11 protein-coding genes are annotated in these 18,153 nt (G+C 74.5%); 9 read left to right on the plus strand and 2 right to left on the minus strand.

The features are described from left to right. The first annotated feature begins 4 nt into the window (after nt 1-4). From O7599_RS34710 to O7599_RS34750, 9 genes are all read left to right on the plus strand, one after another. Nucleotides 5-1,354 carry an extracellular solute-binding protein gene (locus O7599_RS34710; RefSeq protein ID WP_281619568.1) on the plus strand — a complete coding sequence of 450 codons (1,350 nt, stop codon included), beginning with the start codon at nt 5-7 and terminating at the stop codon, nt 1,352-1,354. Further along, a complete protein-coding gene (locus tag O7599_RS34715) occupies nt 1,351-2,316 on the plus strand; it encodes a sugar ABC transporter permease (protein ID WP_281619569.1) in 966 nt (321 codons plus the stop codon). Before O7599_RS34710 ends, O7599_RS34715 begins: the two co-directional genes overlap by 4 nt. A gap of 14 nt (nt 2,317-2,330) precedes the next feature. Continuing rightward, entirely contained in the window at nt 2,331-3,143 is an 813-nt protein-coding gene (locus O7599_RS34720; protein WP_281619570.1) for a carbohydrate ABC transporter permease, read from the plus strand. A 78-nt stretch (nt 3,144-3,221) separates the two neighbouring features. Then, entirely contained in the window at nt 3,222-6,443 is a 3,222-nt protein-coding gene (locus O7599_RS34725; RefSeq protein ID WP_281619571.1) for a glycoside hydrolase family 38 C-terminal domain-containing protein, read from the plus strand. A gap of 21 nt (nt 6,444-6,464) precedes the next feature. Continuing rightward, a complete protein-coding gene (locus O7599_RS34730; protein WP_281619572.1) occupies nt 6,465-8,177 on the plus strand; it encodes a hypothetical protein in 1,713 nt (570 codons plus the stop codon). Further along, nucleotides 8,174-9,289: an ROK family protein gene (locus O7599_RS34735; RefSeq protein WP_281619573.1), complete on the plus strand. Its 1,116-nt coding sequence runs from the start codon at nt 8,174-8,176 to the stop codon at nt 9,287-9,289. The genes O7599_RS34730 and O7599_RS34735 overlap by 4 nt, the downstream gene beginning before the upstream one ends. Further along, complete coding sequence (locus tag O7599_RS34740) at nt 9,286-10,362, plus strand: LacI family DNA-binding transcriptional regulator (protein ID WP_281619574.1); 1,077 nt, start codon at nt 9,286-9,288, stop codon at nt 10,360-10,362. Before O7599_RS34735 ends, O7599_RS34740 begins: the two co-directional genes overlap by 4 nt. Nucleotides 10,363-10,467: 105 nt before the next feature. Beyond that, the gene (locus O7599_RS34745; protein ID WP_281619575.1) at nt 10,468-11,268 is read left to right on the plus strand and encodes an IclR family transcriptional regulator; all 801 of its coding nucleotides are present in this window, start codon (nt 10,468-10,470) and stop codon (nt 11,266-11,268) included. A 106-nt stretch (nt 11,269-11,374) separates the two neighbouring features. Then, nucleotides 11,375-14,230 (plus strand): tetratricopeptide repeat protein, encoded by a 2,856-nt coding sequence (locus O7599_RS34750; protein ID WP_281619576.1) that lies wholly within the window; start codon nt 11,375-11,377, stop codon nt 14,228-14,230. A gap of 179 nt (nt 14,231-14,409) precedes the next feature. Here the strand turns inward: O7599_RS34750 and O7599_RS34755 are convergent, their stop codons facing one another. Both O7599_RS34755 and O7599_RS34760 read right to left on the minus strand, forming a co-directional pair. Next, nucleotides 14,410-16,851: a TIM-barrel domain-containing protein gene (locus O7599_RS34755; protein WP_281619577.1), complete on the minus strand. Its 2,442-nt coding sequence runs from the start codon at nt 16,849-16,851 to the stop codon at nt 14,410-14,412. Between the two features lie 2 nt (nt 16,852-16,853). Next, nucleotides 16,854-18,152 carry an extracellular solute-binding protein gene (locus O7599_RS34760; protein ID WP_281619578.1) on the minus strand — a complete coding sequence of 433 codons (1,299 nt, stop codon included), beginning with the start codon at nt 18,150-18,152 and terminating at the stop codon, nt 16,854-16,856. Between the last annotated feature and the right edge of the window lies 1 nt (nt 18,153).

Here is an 18,153-nt window from a genome sequence, read left to right on the forward strand (position 1 = left end):
CCCGATGTCAGGTCGTCATCCGCCGATCCCCCCACCACCCGCCGACCCCCGCACGACCACCCCCCACCCCACCCGCTTCGACCGCCGCACCCTGCTCCGCGCCTCCGCGGCCGGCGCGTTCGCCACCGCCACCGGCGGGCTGGCCGCCGCCTGCGGCAGCGCCGCGGGGCAGGGGCCCGGCAAGGTCGCCATCCACGGCGACAACCCCGCCTGGGAGGCGCCGCTGCAGGCCGCCGGCGAGGCGCTCCGGTCCACCGCCGGCGTGCAGCTCGTACCCGAGGTGATTCCCTCCCTCGAATCCTTCGAGCAGGTCGTCAAGTCCTCGCTCCGCACGCGGAAGACCCCCGACCTGCTCAAGTACTGGTCCGGCTACCGGCTGCGCGACCTCGCGCGCACCGGCGGCATCGAGGACCTGTCGAAGGAGTGGGAGGCCGCCGAGTCCCGCGGCTGGGTCGAGCCCTCCCTGCGCGAGGCGTTCACCCAGGACGGCCGCGTCTACGGGCTGCCGATGAACCTCGCGTACTGGGTGATCTTCTACAACCCCGAGGTCTTCGCGGAGCACCGCCTCACCAAGCCGGAGACCTGGGACGACTTCCTCACCGCCTGCACCCGGCTGAAGGACAACGGCATCACCCCGCTGCACGGCACCACGGCCGGCCGCTGGCCCGCGTTCATCTGGTTCCAGGAGATCCTGAGCCGTCAGGACCCGCAGTTCTACGACGACCTGATGAACGGGCGGGAGCGCTACACCGACGCGCGCGCCGAGCGCGCGCTGCGCACGATCGCCGGCTTCTTCGACAAGGACTGGTTCACCAGCATGGACGTGGACCACAACAACGCCGCCGCGGCCGTCATCCACGGCGACATCGGCATGGTCGCCTGCGGCACCTGGCTGGGCGCCGTCTTCGCGGGCGCCGGCGCCAAGCCCGGCAAGACCCTCGACGCCTTCGTGCTGCCCATGGCCGACCCGGCCGCCCGGCCCTGCGTGATCTTCGAGTCCAGCGCCTTCGCCGTCACCGTCAAGGGACCCGACCGGGACGAGGCGCTCAAGGCCGCCGGCGGCTGGCTGCACCCCGAGGTCGCCACGGCCTTCGCCCACGGCCTCTCCGACGGCAGCCCCAACCCCATGGTCAAGCCCGTCAACGCGGTCATCGACGGCGTGACGCGCCAGTCGAAGGACCTGTGGCTGCTCAACCGCTTCTGGGAGCAGGGCCCGCCCGAACTCGTCGAGTCCACCGTGGACGATCTCGCGGGCATGCTCATCGACCCGCACTCGTACCGCGACGGGCTGCGGACCATGCAGGAGCGCGCCGACGAGGCGTGGAAGGTGTGGCGGGAGGCGGAGAAGTCATGACCGACACCGTGAGCACCGCCGGCGCGGCCAAGCCCGTACGCCTGCGCCGCCGCATCCCCGTCCGCAGCCCGCACCAGGCCGCGCGGAACACCCCCACGCGCCGCATGGGCGGCCCGTTCGCCGGCGTCCCCTGGGCGCTGCCCGCCCTCCTGCTCGTCGGCGTGCTGCTCGTCTACCCCTTCCTCCGCAGCATCTACGGCAGCTTCTTCGAGGACAACGGCTTCACCAGCAGCTTCACCGGCATCGACAACTACACGCGGCTCGCCGAGGACCCGATCTTCGGCCGCTCGCTGCTCAACACCTTCCTGTGGGTCGCCGGCACCCTGCTGCTGCCCGTCGTCGCCGGCCTCGCCATCGCCGTCGCCACCCACCGCATGCGCCTGGGCGGCCTCGCCCAGCTCGTCATCGTGCTGCCGTTCGCGATCTCCGGCGCCGCCACCGCCGCGCTGTGGCGCTTCATGCTCACCACCGACGGCGCGGTCAACCAGATCCTGCGCGGCGTCGGCCTCGACTCCTGGGCGCAGAGCTGGCTGCTGGAGTGGCCGCAGAACACGATCTCGATGATCGTGGCCAGCACCTGGCAGGCCACCGGCCTGAACGTCGTCCTCTTCGCCATCGGTCTGCGCGCCATCCCCCGCGAGACGACCGAGGCGGCCGAGCTGGACGGCGCCACCGGCTGGCGGATGTTCCGCCACATCACCCTGCCGCAGCTCCGGGCCGTCACGGTCGTGGTCGTCGGCATGGCCATCGTCAACAGCCTCAAGGCGTTCGACATGATCTGGGTCCTCACCCAGGGCGGTCCCTCGCGCAGCTCCGAGACGCTGGCGCTGACCATGTACCGCGAGGCGTTCCGCCTCTTCCACGTCGGGTACGGGTCGGCCGTCGCGCTCGTGCTCTCCGTGATCGTCGTCGCTTCCTCGTGGCTCTATCTGCGCCGCCAGATGCCCGGCGCCAAGGACTGAGAGGAGACACCGACATGGGACGCCACATGCGCAACCTCTTCGTCGTCGGCTGCGTGCTGCTCTGGCTGCTGCCGCTGTACCTCCTGATCGTCAACGCCCTCACCCCCGCCGAGGAGTACACCGGCGCCGTCGACTGGACCCCGCAGGGCTTCGCCATCTTCGACAACCTCAAGACGGCCTGGGTCGACGCCGGCATCGGCGACGGCTTCGCCAGCTCCATGCTGTACGCCCTCGTCTGCGGCGGCGTGGCCGTGGTGGTCGCGGCGATGGCCGCGTTCGCCGTCATCGTGCTGCCGATACCCCGGCCCGCCCTGTGGTTCTGGGTGATCTTCTCCGGGACGCTGTTCCCGCTGCAGATGTTCCTCGCCCCGCTGTTCGGCATGTACGCCGACGCCAACCTCTACGACACGCGCCTGGGCCTGATGCTCGTCTACGCCGCCTGGGCCATCCCCTTCGCGTTCTTCCTCATCCGCAACCAGATGACGACGATGCCGCCGGAGATCACCGAGGCCGCGATGCTCGACGGCGCGTCCATGCGGCGCATCTTCTGGCGCATCCACGTGCCGCTGATGCGCTCCGGGCTCGGCGCCGCGTTCATCTTCCAGTTCACCGCGGTCTGGAACGACCTGCTGTTCGGCATCACGCTCAGCCGCAGCCCCGAGATCCAGCCGGTGATGGCCGCCCTCAACTCCCTCAACCAGGCGTACAGCTCCGCCGGGCCGCCGGTGATCCTCGCCGGCGCGTTCATCGTCTCGCTGCCCACGCTGCTGGTCTTCCTGGTGTTCCGCGGCCTGTTCCTGCGCGGCATCACCGCCTCCGCCCGCTGACCCGACCACCCCACCCGCCCCCGCGACACCCGCCCGCCCCACCGCCCGCACCGACCGGGAGAGTACGGAGACCACCGCATGACCACTCGGGCCCTCGTCAAGACCACCGACTGGGACAACGACCGCATCCGCGACAGCCTGCGCAGCAGCGTCGTCACCGCCGAGGGCAGCCTCGCCGGCACGGCCCTGCGCCTGACCCAGGAGCCGCTCCTCAAGCACGCGGACGGCGGCGGGCTGCTGCAGAGCCTGCGCGTCGAGGCCGTGAACGGCTCCGCCCTGCCCGCCGAGTTCACCGTACGCACCGAGTCCGGCTCCGCGCTGCCGAGCACCGCGGAGCCGGGCCCGCGCGGCTCGGTGCGCCTGCTGGTGCCCGCCGTCGACGCCGCGCAGCGGATCACCGTCGGGCTCCCCGACGGCGCCGGCGCCGAGGCCGGCGCGGGCATCGCGCTGACGCTGACCCCGCAGCGGCAGTGGACCCTCCACCTCGTCCACCACTCCCACCTCGACATCGGCTACACCGATCCCCAGGGCCGCGTCCTCGCCGAGCACCTGTCGTTCCTCGACTCCTGCCTGGAGCTGACCCGGGCCACCGACGACTGGCCCGCCGAGTCCCGGTTCCGCTGGTGCGTGGAGTCCCTGTGGTCCTTCCGGCAGTGGGCCGACGCCCGCCCCGCCGAGCAGGTCGAGGAGTTCGTACGGCGCGTACGCGAGGGCCGCATCGAGCTGACCGCGATGCCGTTCAACCTGCACACCGAGACCTGCTCCACCGACGAGCTGCACGAACTGCTGCGTCTGGCCCACGAGGTGCGCGACGAGCACGGCGTGGAGTTCACCTCCGCGATGCAGACCGACGTGCCCGGCGCCGTCGTCGGCCTCGTCGACGCCCTCGCCGCCGCGGGCGTGAAGTACCTGTCCGTGGCGCACAACTGGGCCGGCCGGTCCGTGCCCCACCTCGTCGGCGGCGAGAAGCTGCCCCGGCTCTTCCGGTGGCGCGCCCCCAGCGGCAACAGCATCCTCGTCTGGGTCACCGACACCCCGCACGGCCTGGCCTACATGGAGGGCCCGCTGCTCGGCTTCGACACCGACTACGGCAGCGTCGACGACCTGCTGCCCGCGTACCTGACGTCGCTGGCCAGCAACCCGTACCCGTACCGCGGCGGCATCTTCGGCTGGGCCATGGACCAGGCCGACGTCAAGCGCGAGCCGTACCCGTGGGACATCCTGCACCTGCGCGTGCAGGGCAAGTTCGGCGACAACGCGCCGCCCCGGCGGATCATCGCCGACACCGTCCGCCGCTGGAACGAGACCTGGGCCTACCCGCAGCTCAGGCTCTCCCGCAACGAGGACTTCTTCACCGACGCCGAGGCCCGCCTCGGCGACGAGATCCGCACCTTCGAGGGCGACTGGACCGACTGGTGGGTCGACGGCGTCGGCTCCGGCGCCCGCCCGCTGTCCCTGGCCCGCACCGCGCAGGCCACCGTCGCCGACGCGCAGACCCTCGGCACCTTCGCCGGCATCCTCGGCGCCTCCGGCGCCGCCGACGACAGCCGGGACGCCGCGCCCGTCTACGAGGCCGTGTCCCTCTTCGACGAGCACACCTGGGGCGCCGGCGACCCGTGGACCCACGGCGACCACGGCGGCCACAGCGGCGAGGAGCAGTGGCACTGGAAGTACGGGCAGGCGCTGCGCGCGTACGACGACGGCAACTCCCTGCTCGACCGGGCCCGCGCCCGCCTCGGCCAGCGGCTCGCGAGCGCGCCCGACGCCGTGTCGTACCACGTCGTCAACACCTGCTCGTGGGCCCGCACCGACGTCGTCCGGATCTTCCTCCCGGAGAGCAGCGTGCCGCTGGAGCAGCGCGTCGCCGTCCGCGACGCCCGCACCGGCGAACAACTGGCGCACGAGGAGCAGCCGCAGGTCAACGACGACCACCGGGACGCGGGCCGGTTCCTGCTGGTGTGCGTCGCCGACGTACCGCCCGCCGGATCCGTACGCCTCGACGTCGTCACCGAAGGCGCCGGCGACGGCGCGGCGGACGGCGAGGGCACCGTCCTGAAGGCCGCCACCGGCTGGAACCCCACCGGCGGCACCGAGAAGGAGGACCCCGCCGAGACCGCCGCCGCCGCGCACGCCCAGGCCGACCCCACCCTGCTGGAGAACGAGCACCTCGCGGTGCGCGTCGACCTCGCCCGCGCCTGCATCGCCTCCGTCGTCGACAAGGCCACCGGCCGCGAACTCGTCCGCGGAGACGATGCGGGCGCGGCCGCCGGCTTCAACGCCTACATCCACGACAGCTACACCACCGCCGGCGGCTTCAACCACAACTCCAGCCGCACCACCGCCTCCGACCGCCTGGAGCACCTCGGCAACCGCTCCGTCGCCCCGCCCGCCGCGCTCATCGCCCGCACGTCCACCGCCACCGGCGAGACCCTCACCTACGAGACCCGCCCCGCCGGCGCCAACCGCGTGCGCACGACGCTGACGCTGCCGCACGGCGCCGCCCGCCTCGACATCGACAACCGCGTCGACAAGGACGCCACCCTCGGCAAGGAGAGCGCCTACTTCGCGTTCCCCTTCGCCTTCGAGGCGCCCACCGTACGCATGGAGGCCACCGGCGGCGCCACCGGCACCGGCCTGTCCGTCATCCCCGGCTCGGCGCAGCACATGCGGGCCGTACGCCGCTGGGTGACGCTCGCAGACGACGGGCTCGCCGTCGCCTGGGCCACGCAGGACGCGCCGCTGGTACAGTTCGGGAACATCGCGCTGCCCTACGCGCCGTTCCCCAAGACGATGGGCCACGACGAGCCCGCCACCGTCTTCTCCTGGATCCACAACAACCTGTGGGACACCAACTTCCCCAGCGAGCAGGGCTTCGAGTTCACCTTCCGCTACAGCGTCGCCTGCGCCCCCGCCGACGCCACGCCCGACGGCCCGCTGGGTGCCCGCACGGCCGCCGGACTCAGCCGGCCGCTGCACGCCGTACGCGCCCGCGCCCCGCACGGCGCGGGCTCAAAGGCCGCCGACGGGCTCGCGTTCGCCGAGGTCGGCGACCCGCGGGTACGCCTCGTCGGCGCCACCACACCCGGCGGCGAAGCCGGCGAAGGCGCCGTGCTGCTGCGGCTGCAGTCCTTCGCCGAGGAGCCCGTCGCCTGCCCCGTACGCGCCCTCTTCCCCGTCACCGGGGCCGGGCTCGCCGACTACCTCGGCCGCCCGGGGGACGACCTGCCGGTACGGGACGGAGAGGTCACCGTCGACCTCCCCGCCCTCGGCACGACCGCGGTGCTCTTCCGGCGCCGCTGAACCACATCCGAAGGAGACTGCGTGTACCGGCTCGACCCGCGCTACGCACCCGCCCCGCCGGCCGTTCTCACCACCGGCTGGCGGGCCGTGGCGGCGGAACTCCCCCACGGCCCGGCGGTAGTGGCCGTCGAGGGACCCCCGTCCGCGGACTGGGACACCCTCGCCGGCCGGCTCCGGCGCGAGCTCACCGCCCGCGGCACCCCCGTGGCCCTCCTCGACGTCCGGCGCCACTACGCGCCGCCCGACGAGGTCAGGCGCCGCACCGAGCGGCCCGAGGACGCCGCCGACCCGTACTACTGCACGCTCGCCGAGAACCCCCTCGACGACCTCTTCGACACCCCGCCCGAGGCCACCCGCCCCGACACCGGGCTGCTGCTGGTCTACGGCCCCGGCGCCGCCGTCGTACCGCACGACCTGCTCTGGTACGCCGACGTGCCCAAGCGGTACGCCGAGGCCGCCGTCACCGCCGGCGCCACCGGCGCCAACCTGGGCCTGCCCGGCGAAGCACCCGCCCTCCGGCGGCTGTTCTACGTCGACTGGCCCATGCTCGACCGGCACCGCGACGCGCTCGCCCGCCGCCTCGACGGCTGGCTCGACGTCCAGGACCCCGACCACCCCGTCCACCTCGACGGCGACGGCCTGCGCGGCACCCTCGCCGCCCTGGCCCGCCGGCCCGTACGCACCCGGCCGTACTTCAACTCCACCCCCTGGGGCGGCCACTGGGCACAGGCCGAACTGGGCTTCGCCCCCGGCGCGCCCAACACCGCCCTCGGCTACGAGCTGATCGCCCCCGAGGCCGGCATCCTCGTCGGCACCGGACCGGACGCGCAGGCCGAGGTGCCGTTCCAGCTCATGTGCGTCCTCGCCCCCGAGGACGTGCTCGGCGCCGAGGTGCACGCCCGCTTCGGCACCTCGTTCCCGATCCGCTTCGACTACCTCGACACGGTCGACGGCGGCAACCTCTCGCTGCACTGCCACCCCCGGGAGGCGTACATGCGCGAGCGGTTCGGCTGGCCGTACACCCAGCACGAGACGTATTACATGACGCTCGGCAGTGCCGAGACGAAGGTGTACCTCGGGCTGCGCGAGGACGCCGACGTCGGGCAGTTCCGCAAGGAGATCGAGAAGGCGATCACCGACGCGGTGCCCATGGACCCCGAGGACCACGTGCTGGCCTTCCCGGCCGAGCGCGGGCAGTTGTTCATGATCCCCGCCGGTACGCCGCACGCGAGCGGCGCCGGCAACCTTGTCCTGGAGATCAGCGCCACCCCGTACCTCTACAGCCTCCGCTTCTACGACTGGCTGCGGCCCGGCGCCGACGGCAGGCCGCGGCCCATGCCGTACGAACACGGGCTGGCGAACCTCGACACCGAGCGCCGCGGCGAGGCCGTGGCGAGGCAACTGGTCCAGGCACCGCGCGAACTCCGCTCGGGTCCCGGCTGGCGCGAGGAACTCCTCGGCGCGCTCGACGAGATGTTCTACGAAGTCAGGAGGTACACCCTGGACGAGGGCGCCGAGGCCGGCGACGACACCGAAGGCCGCTTCCACGTCCTCAACGTGGCCGAGGGGGAGGGCGTGACGGTGCACACCGCGGCCGGCGACACCCACGAGCTGTCCTACGCCGAGACGCTGACGGTACCCGCGGCGGTCGGCGGCTACCGGCTCGTGGCCGCCGCGGGCGGCGGCCCGGTGCGGGTCGTCAAGGCCCTCGTCCGCAAGGCCGCCGGGCGTTGATCCCCGTCCTGGAGATCGGCGGCACCCACGTCACCGCCGCGCTGGTCTCCCCGCGGACCGCCGCCGTGGCCACCCGCGTGCGGCGCCCGCTGGACGCGCAGGCCCGCGCCGGGGACATCCTCGGCGCGGTCCTGCGCTGCGCGCGCCGCCTGCCGGCCGCGCCGGCGGGGGCGCGGTGGGGCGTGGCCGTGCCCGGGCCCTTCGACTACGCGAAGGGCGTCGCGCTCTTCGCGGACGTCGGCAAGTTCGACGCGCTGTACGGGGTGGACGTGCGGGCGGCACTGCTCGACGGGCTGCCGGGAAACCCGTCGGACGTCGCCTTCCGCAACGACGCGCACGCCTTCCTCGCCGGGGAGTGGACCGCCGGTGCCGCCCGCGGCCACACCCGCGCGGTCGGCATCACCCTCGGCACGGGCGTCGGCTCGGCGTTCCTCGCGGACGGCGCGCTGCGCACGACGGGCCCGGGGGTGCCGCCGGAGGGCCGGATGGACCTGACCCGGACCGGCGGCAGGCCGCTGGAGGAGGTCGTCTCCCGCCGGGCGATCCTGTCCCGGTACGGCGCCGCCGCCGGCGCGGCCGTCGACGTACGCGAGATCGCGGAACGGGCGCGGGCGGGGGAGGAGCGGGCGCGCCGGGTGCTCGACGCGGCGTTCGGCGCGCTCGGCGCCGAACTGGGCCCGCGGCTGGCGGCGTTCCGCGCCACGGTGCTGGTCGTCGGCGGCTCGATGGCGGAGTCCTGGGACCTGGTCGCGCCGCCGCTGGCCGCCGCCCTGGCGGCGGGCGGCTGGCACCCGGCGGTGGAGGGAGCGGTGAGCCCCACCGACGCCGTGCCACCGCGCGGCGAGCACGGGGGCGACGTCCCCGGTGCGTCGCACCCCGACAGTCGGCCGCGAGCCGTCAGCCCGGCGCGCCACGCCCCCTCGGCCGGCGGCCCGCCGCTTCGCGGCGAGAGCGACGCGGCGCGGGAGACGAGCCGTACGCCCTCCGGGTCTCGTCCCGGCGACCCGCCCGGCCCCGCCGGGCCTCAGGTGGCCCGCCTGTTGGTACGTGCCCTGCTCGGCGAGGACGCCGGGCTGATCGGGGCCGCCGCCGCGGCCGGGGGTGCCGGATGACGCCGCGCGCCGGTGCCGGCGGCGCGGGCGGCGGCAGCGGCGGCCCGCCGGGCGCGCGGGAGGCGCAGCCCACGCTGCGGGACGTCGCGGAACGCGCCGCCGTCAGCGCCATGACCGTCTCCCGCGTCCTGCGCGACGACCCCAGGGTGCTGCCCGCCACCGCCGCCCGCGTCCGCGCCGCCGTCGCCGAACTCGGCTACCGGCGCAACGAGGTCGCCCGCAGCCTCCGCCTCGGCAGCGGCACCGGACTCGTCGGCCTCGTCGTCACCAACCTCGCCAACCCCTTCTACTCCCGCCTCGCCCTCGGCGTCGACTCCGTCGTCGCCCGGCACGGCCTGAAGGCCGTCATCGGCAACACCGGCCAGGACCCCGACACCGAACGCAGCCTCGTCGAGGACCTCGTCGCCCGCCGCGTCGACGGCATCGTCGCCGTCCCCGCCGGCGTCGACCAGCGGCACCTGGCCGCAGCCGCGGCCGAGGGCGTGCCCGTCGTGCTGGCCAGCCGGCCGCCCGCCGGGTTCGCCGCCGACCACGTCCTCGTCGACGACTACGGCGGCGCCCGCGCGGCGACCGAGCGGCTGCTCGCCGCCGGGCACCGCCGCATCGGCTTCCTCGGCTCCCCGCCCGCCGTCTACACCGGCACCGAGCGGCTCCGCGGCTACGCCGCCGCGCTCGCCGGCGCCGGGCTGCCCGTCGACGACATTTACGTACGGCAGGGGCAGCAGCAGACCGCGGAAGCCGCCCGCGCCGCCGCCGGGCTGCTCGCGCTGCCCGACCCGCCGACCGCGCTGTTCTGCTCCAACAACCGCAACACCATCGGCGCCTTCCGCGCCATCCGCGCGGCGGGCACCGCCACCGCGCTCGCCGGCTTCGACGACTTCGAGATGGCCGACACCCTCGGACTGCCGCTCACGCTCGTCGCGTACGACACCGACGAACTCGGCCGCGAAGCCGGCCGCCTGCTCCTCGCCCGCCTCCGCGAACGCGCCGGCGGGGGCGCCGCACCGGCGCCGCCGGAACGCCGGACCATGGTCCCGACCACCCTCGTCGCCTACGGCACCTCCGACCCGTGAGGGGTTCCGCGCCCTCGACCCCTTCTGCCCATGTAACATCCGCTATCTGGATGAGCCATCTTCCCGTCGACGGGAACGGGGCCGGGACCGGGAACGGAGGTCGCGATGGCGGCAACGGGAGGCACCGCGTCGGGCACGCAGAGCGTCGAGCGCGCCCTGTCGCTGCTGTCGTACTTCACCGACGAGCAGCCCGAACGGCGCATCGCCGAACTCGTCGAGCTGAGCGGCCTCGGCCAGTCCACGGTCTCCCGGCTGGTCGCGGCCCTGGAGTCGCTGGGCTACCTCGTCCGCGACGAGCGCAGCGGCCTGCACCGCATCGGCCCCAAGGTCGTCGAGCTCGCCGGCGTCGCCCTCAACCAGTCCACCGTCCACCGCGCCGCCCGCCAGGTCGCCCAGAACCTCGCCCACGAACTCGGCCTCGGCGCCAACGTCGCCGAGCGTCACGGCGACCGCATGTTCTATCTGTGCCACTTCGAAGGCCCCCTCGCGCCGCGGACCTTCACCCTCACCGGCCGCTCCGCGCCGCTGCACGCCACCGCCATGGGCAAGGCGCTGCTCTCCGGCCTGCCGGAGGACGAGGTCCGCGACGTCATGGGCCCGGACTACCCCGCGTACACCGGCAAGACCATCACCGGCCTCGCCGGGCTGCTCGACGCGCTGGCGGAGACCCGGGCCCGCGGCTACGCCACCGAGGTCGAGGAACTGGCCTTCGGCCGCGCCTGCCTCGCCGCGCCCGTACGCGACCGCTCCGGCGCGGTCGTCGCCGCGCTGTCCGTCTCCGGCTCGCTGTCCACGATGGACCTGACGGCCCGTCAGGACACGCTCGCGGCCCGGACCGTCGAGTACGCCGACCAGATCTCCACCGGCCTCGGCTTCCTCGCCCACGCCCGCCCCGCCGCCCCCTGACCGGAGCCTCGGCTCAGGCGCCCAAGCCCGCCCGGGTGCTCCCTGTGCGGCTACTGGCTGCGCTGTTACCGTGGCGTTCGGTCATCAGGACCCAGAAGGAGCACGGGTGTTGGAGCAGACCCTGGCGGCGCTGGCCATGGCCGGCGGTACCGCGGTGGTGGAAGCGGCGGGCACGGACCTGTGGGGCGGGTTCCGCGACGCGATGGCCCGGTGGTTCGGCCGCGGCGACGACCGCCGCGAGCAGGCCGAACTGGAGCGCCTGGACCGCACCGCAGCCGAGCTGGAGTGCGGGCAGGGCGCCGGCGACGAGCGGGCCCGCGTCCGCCAGGAGGTGTCCTGGCAGACCCGCATCGAATCCCTCCTGGAGGACCTCGACGGGCCGGCCCGTGCCGCCGCCGCCGAGGACCTGCGCGCCCTGCTGACCGCACACGGCCCGCAGGGCCACGTCACGGCCGCCGCCGGCGGACTGGCGGTCGGCGGCGACCTGACCGTACGGGCCGAGACGGGTTCGATCGCGGCCGGGGTGGTCCAGGGCGCCGTACGGCTCACCCCGGCCCCGCCGCGGGCCCCCCGCCCGGCGACGACGCCGGCGCCCGGCCAGGACGCGGTCTACGCCGCGGGCAACAGCGTCGCCATCGGCAGCGTCGGCCAGGTCGTCTACCAGCAGGCGCCCAGGTCCGCGGTGAACTGGCCGCACCAGGTGGGCATCGTGCCCCGGGCGGCCGAGCACTTCCGGGACCGCGCGGCACTGCGCCGGCTGCAGCGGCCCGCGACGGACGGCGCCGCCATCCCCGCCCAGGTGCTGGCGGGAGCCGGCGGCGTGGGCAAGACCCAGCTCGCCGCCCAGCACGCCCGCGCGCTCTTCCAGACCGGGCAACTCGACCTGCTCGTCTGGGTCACCGCCACCACCCGCTCCGCGATCGTCGAGGCGTACGCCCAGGCCGCCGAGGAGGTCCTGGGCGCCGATCCCGCCGACCCGGAGCGGGCCACGCGCAAGTTCCTCACCTGGCTCGAACCCCACCCCGGCCACCCCCGCTGGCTGGTCGTGCTCGACGACGTCGCCGACCCCGCGGACCTGCGCGGCCTCTGGCCCCCCGTCAGCGCCCAGGGGTTCACCCTGGTCACCACCCGCCGCCGCGACGCGGCCCTCAGCGGCACCACGCGCCGCATGCTGCCCGTCGACCTGTTCACACCCGAGGAAGCGGCCACCTACCTCGCCACCGCCCTGGCCGACCACGCCCCGCCCCCGGCGCACGAGTCCCGGGCCCTGGCCGCCGACCTCGGCTACCTGCCGCTCGCGCTGTCCCAGGCAGCCGCGTACCTCATCGACGCCGGCATGGACATCCCCGGCTACCGCCGGCTGCTCGCCGACCGGGCCCACAGCCTCGCCGAATCGCTGCCCGACCCGTCCGGGCTCCCCGACGACCAGGGCACCACGGTGGCCGCCGCCTGGGTCCTGTCCGTGGAGCGGGCCGAGGGGATACGCCCGGCCGGCCTGGCGCGCCCCATGCTCGGCCTCGCCGCGATGCTGGACCCCAACGGCATACCCGAGTCCATCCTCACCCCCGCGCCCGTCCTCGAGCACCTCCACGCGGCCGGCGGCGAACCCACGTCCGACGGCTCCTTCCCCCGGCGCCGCGACGCCATCGGCGCCCTGCGCGCCCTGCACCGCCTCAGCCTCATTGACCACGCCCCCGGCACCCCCCGCGCCGTCCGCATCCACCAGCTCACCCAACGGGCCGTACGGGACTCTCTCGCGCCCGGCGAATACCGCGGGCTCGCCCGGATCGCGGCCGACTCCCTGCTCGCGGCCTGGCCCGCCCTCGAACGCGACCCCGAACTCGCCCAGGCCCTGCGCGCCAACGCCGACGTCCTGGCCCGGCACGCCCACGAGGCCCTGTGGCAGCCCCGCGGCCACCCCGTGCTCTTCCGCGCCGGGCTGAGCCTCGCCGAGTCCGGCCAGGCCACCGCCGCCGTCGCCTCCTGCCGGCAACTCGCCGACACCGCCCACCGGCGCCTCGGCCCCGACCACCCCCAGACGCTCGGCGCCCGGCACGCCCTCGGCTACCTGCGCGGCGAGGCCGGCGACCCCGCGGGCGCCGCCGCGGCCCTCGGCGAACTGCGCGACCACATGGCGCGCGCCCTGGGCCCCGACCACCTCCAGACCCTGGGCGTACGCCACGACCACGGCCACTGGCGGGGCGAGAGGGGGGACGCCGCCGGCGCCGCGTCGGTCTTCGCCGAACTCCACGCGGACCGCGAAAGGACCCTGGGCCCCGGCCACGCGCACACCACCGCCGCGTGGCACGGCATGGCCCGCTGGCGGGGGATCGCGGGCGACCCGGCCGGCGCCGCCGCCGCGTTCACCGAACTGCACGCGAACGGGCTGCGGGCCCTGGGCCCCGAGCACCCCCGGGTCCTCGCCGCTCGGCACGCCCTCGGGCACTGGCGGGGGCGGGCAGGCGATCCGGCGGGCGCCGTGGCCGTCCTCGGCGACCTGCGCGACCACATGGTGCGCGTGCTGGGCCCCGGCCACCCCCAGACGCTGGCGACCTGGCGGGATCTCGCCCTGTGGCGGGGCGAGGCGGGTGACCCGGCCGACGCCGTCGCCGAACTGACCGAGGTGCTCCAACACCTGCTCGGTGTCCGGGAACCCGACCGCGAGGACGTGCCGGGGGCGCGCAGAGACCTCCCCTACTGGACCGGGGAGACGGCGGAGGCCGACGGCCTGGTCGCCGGGCTGGCCGACCTGGTCGAGCACACCCTGCGAAGCGTCGGCCCCGACCATCCCCACACCCTCGGCGTCCGGCAGGACCTCGCCAACTGGCAGGGGCGGGCCGGGAACCCGGCCGCGGCCGTCGACGCCCTGACGGAACTGCTCACGGACAGGGAACGGCTCCTGGGCCCCGGCCACCCCGACACCCTGGCCGTCCGGCGAGACCTCGGCCGCTGGCGGCAGTGACACCGGGCCCCGGGCCCCGGGCCCCGGGCGCTGCGGCCCCGCAGCCTCGCGGTGACGCGGGCGCGGTCCCGCGCACCCGCGGGTGAGCCCGGTCCCGGGGTGCGGCCCTCGGGACCGGGCTCCGGCGGCCGTCGGCCGAACCCTCGACGGCGACGGCCGCCCGCTTCACCTGGAGGCGCTCACGGCCTCCCGCCCACCAGCCGGTAGTCGTGCCCCGCGCGCAGCGGGAACCCGACCGCGCCGGTGACGGGGTCCACGGAGAAGTCGACCGCGCGGGAGGCGGTCGTGTCCAGCACCTTCAGCGACTTCGCATGCCAGCCCGCGTTCGCGTTCACGATCCTCGAACTCCGCTCCCCGTCACCGTAGTCGTACACCGAGTCCCGCGTCACCGGGAAAACCTGCGCCGTGAGCCGCGCCGACGAGCCCGCGTCCACCCGCCGCACCAGCACGCCCTTCCCGCCGACGAACGCCGGCACGTCACCCCGGGCCACCTCGTGGCCGGTCAGCGTCACCGGACCCTCGTGCCGCTCGCCGGTGTTGACGTCGATCCACGTCCCCGCCGGCAGGTACACGTCCCGCCCGGTCGCCGTCGCGAAGTCCGACCCCCACACCGGCGCCGCGAGCAGCGACTCACCGAGCATCCACTGGTAGCGCCGGGTCGACTCGTCGACGAGCCCGTACGTCTCCTCGTCGGCCGGGTACGCCAGGTGCAGCGGCGTCATCGCGTACGGGAAGCCGGAGGCGTGGCCGTCGAGGACCGCGTCGTAGATGTACGGGTGCAGCGAGTCGTGCCACAGCGCCAGCTTCTTCGCGTCCGCCGCCACGTCCTCCCCGAACACCCACGGCCCCTGGCCGAAGCCCAGCACCGGGGTGAGCGCGTTGAACTGCACGTTGCGGGCGAAGTACGCCCGGTACGCCGGGTCGGTCGGCTCCGCCTTGCCGGGGGTGCCGCCGACGAAGTCCGGATAGAGGTTGCCGAAGCCTGCGGCGGCGATGTTCAGCAGGTTCACCGGCATCCGGTCCGGGTCCTCGTGGTACACCGCGCCCGTGCCGTAGATCGTGTCGTTGATACGCGCCCAGTCACCGGGCAGCGAGTAGGCCGTGTTGCGGACCATCACGGCGTCCCCGGCGTCGTGCAGCGCCTTCAGCAGCGCGTTCCAGTTCCCGTCCCGCCACAGGTCGGGGCTGTAGAGCATGGTGTCCTCCTTCCACCCGTCCACACCCCACGCCCGGGTCCGCGCCACGTACCAGTCCACGGCCTCCGGTTTCCGGCCGTCCAGCACGTACGACGCACCGGAGGGGAACTGCGCCCTGGTGACCTTCACCGGCTCGCCGTCCGCGCCCGTCAGCAGATAGCCCTTGCGCCGGGCCTCCGCCATGAAGCCGCCGTCGGTGACCGGGTTGTGGTTGCCGCCGTCCTCCGCCGCGGCCTTGAAGTTGTTGCGGGCACCGAGCAGCAGCGCCACGTCGTTCTCCGCGAAGAGCCGCTTCAGCGCCTCCGGGTCCGGGTAGCGAGGGTTGGGCAGCCCGTCGTCGCGGCCCTCCTCGGCGGTGTCGTCCCACATGCCGAAGGAGTTCGTCGTGCCCTCCGCCGGGTCGCCCCGCTCGCCCGGCCAGAAGCCGGAGCCGACCACGCCCCAGCCCAGGGGATAGCCGTGGGCGAGGAAGTCCCGCACGGTGCCCTCCACCGACGACTGGTACGTGTTCCAGCCCAGCGCCCCGTACGCCTCCCAGCCCAGCTCGAACATCCGCGGCCGGGGCTTCGCGTCCACGTAGCCGGCGGCGTGCCTGGCCCGGCGGTAGTCCGCGTAGAGCTGCTTGACGTCCGTACCGAGGAAGTAGTGCAGCCCGTCGACGCCGTCGGCGCCCGCCACCCCCAGCCGGTTCTCCGTCGCCGTCAGGCCGACGCGCTTCTGCCCCTCTGTGAACAGCACCTCGGCGAAACTCTGCCGCGGGAAGACCGCGAACGTCGACACGAAGCGCTTGCAGGAGCCCTGGTTGGTGACGTTGTCCAGCACCAGCCCGGTCAGCTCGGCCCGCGGGCGCGCCTCCACCCTGCCGCTGCACGGGGTGCCGGTCTCCGGCCGGCCGTCCCCGAACGAGCCGTGGTCGCCCAGCCCGTACGCCGGGCCGACGTGCCCCGTGCGCAGGTCGACCGTGCTCGACCCGGGCACCCTGGTCACCGCCACGCCCACCGAGCGGGCCCGCGGCCGCAGCACGACGCGCATCGCATCGCCGTCGGCGAGCCGCACGTCCAGCACCGCCGCCGACCGGCCCGCCGTGACGAGCCGGACGGACTCCGCGTCCGCGAACTCCGCGTCTCCCGGGCTCTTCACCCGCAGCCCGGACACGGCGTGCGGCGGCGCCACGGCCGTGCCGTCGCGCCGCTCGAAGCCGTAGCGGAAGCCGTCCTGCGCGATCGTCATCCGGTACGTCGCGCCCGTGACGACCAGGCCGGGCCCCCGCTCGGTGACGCGGTACCCCACCGGGCTTCCCGCCGACCCCGCCACGCCGGGGACCCCGGCCCCCAGTTCCGCGGGCGCCGGCTGCGCCGCCTGCGCGAGCGGCAGCGCCGGCAGCAGCGTACGGCGCACCGCGCGCGCTCTGCGACCTCTGCGCACGCTCACTCCTCGATCAGGCGGGCGACGTCGTCACCGGCCGTCCTCATCGCGTCCTTCGCCGAGGAGTCGCCCACCAGCACCGCCTGCACCTGCTTGGCCACCGCCTCCTCGATCTGCGCGTTGTTCGCGTACGTCCAGAACGGCCCCGGCGTCGCCGTCGCGGTGATCTTCTCCGTCCACTCCGTGGTGAACGTGTCCGACGCCACCTCGCGGGCCGCAAGCCCCTCCGCCGTCGTCGGCGGCAGCGCCAGCTTCCCGAAGTAGTCGACGACCGTGGCCTGGTCGGAGGTGGTGTGCACGGCGAAGTCCGTGGCCGCGGCGGAACCCTCGCCCTTCGTCACCACGAGGACGTGCCCCCACAGCAGCGCCTGCGGGTCGTCCCCCTTCCTCAGCACCGGCCGCGGCACCGCGACCATCGCCTCCGCCAGCGACTCGTCCGCCGCCTCTGCCAGCGTCGCGCCCTTGCCGACCAGCGCGTCGTCGTAGAAACCCACCTTCCCCTGGGCGAACAGCGCGCGGGCGTCGAACCGGTCCACCGCCTTCGCGATCAGCTTCTCGTCGTAGAGCTTCTTGAACCACTCCACGGCGTCCACCGAGGCGTCGTCGCCGATCGCGACCTCGCCGTCCGCCGTGATCGGGCAGCCGAAGGTCTGCATCCACGGGAAGATGTCCTTGAGCTGCTCCACCTTCGTCGCCGCCGCGTACGGCGTCACCCCGCCGCCCAGGTCCTTCAGCGCCCGCAGCGCGTCCTCGAACTCCGCGATCGTGCCGGGCAGCCGGCGGATCCCTGCTTCGTCCAGCAACTTCCGGTTGCCGATCAGCCCGATGGAGCCCGTCGTCCACGGCAGCCCGTACTGCACCCCCTCGTACTGGCCGCTCTGCAGCGCCACGTCCGTGTAGCCCGCCCCGGCCGCCGCGTCCCCCAGGTCCAGCAGCGTGCCCATCTGCGCGACCGCTGCCAGCCACGCGATGTCCAACTGCACCGCGCCGCTGATCTCCCCGCTGCTCAGCTTCAGCGTCAACTGCTTCAGATACTCGTTGTACGGATACTCCGTGGTGGAGACCTCCACCTTGCCGGCCTTCTCCCAGGCCGTGATGATCCCCTCCACGACGGGCTTGCTGGCCTCCTCGTTGAGCGCCCAGGACGTGAAGCCGAACTTCTTGGCGTCGGCGTCGCCGCCGTCGCCCGAGCCGCCCCCGGAGGGGGCGCAGGCGGCCAGGGCGCCGGGCACGGCGAGCCCAAGTGTGCCCAGGCCCAGCAGTTTGAGGGTGTCGCGGCGGGGTAGTGCGTGGCGGGACATG

Origin of the sequence: Streptomyces sp. WMMC500 (genome assembly GCF_027497195.1) — a bacterium.
Classification (GTDB): Bacteria; Actinomycetota; Actinomycetes; order Streptomycetales; family Streptomycetaceae; genus Streptomyces.

What these genes read in the sequence shown, in the direction of transcription:
- O7599_RS34710 (WP_281619568.1), top strand. Translation starts at nt 5, where the DNA reads ATGTCAGGTCGTCATCCGCCGATCCCCCCACCACCCGCCGACCCCCGC.
- O7599_RS34720 (WP_281619570.1), top strand. Translation starts at nt 2,331, where the DNA reads ATGGGACGCCACATGCGCAACCTCTTCGTCGTCGGCTGCGTGCTGCTC.
- O7599_RS34740 (WP_281619574.1), top strand. Translation starts at nt 9,286, where the DNA reads ATGACGCCGCGCGCCGGTGCCGGCGGCGCGGGCGGCGGCAGCGGCGGC.
- O7599_RS34745 (WP_281619575.1), top strand. Translation starts at nt 10,468, where the DNA reads ATGGCGGCAACGGGAGGCACCGCGTCGGGCACGCAGAGCGTCGAGCGC.
- O7599_RS34715 (WP_281619569.1), top strand. Translation starts at nt 1,351, where the DNA reads ATGACCGACACCGTGAGCACCGCCGGCGCGGCCAAGCCCGTACGCCTG.
- O7599_RS34760 (WP_281619578.1), bottom strand. Translation starts at nt 18,152, where the DNA reads ATGTCCCGCCACGCACTACCCCGCCGCGACACCCTCAAACTGCTGGGC.
- O7599_RS34725 (WP_281619571.1), top strand. Translation starts at nt 3,222, where the DNA reads ATGACCACTCGGGCCCTCGTCAAGACCACCGACTGGGACAACGACCGC.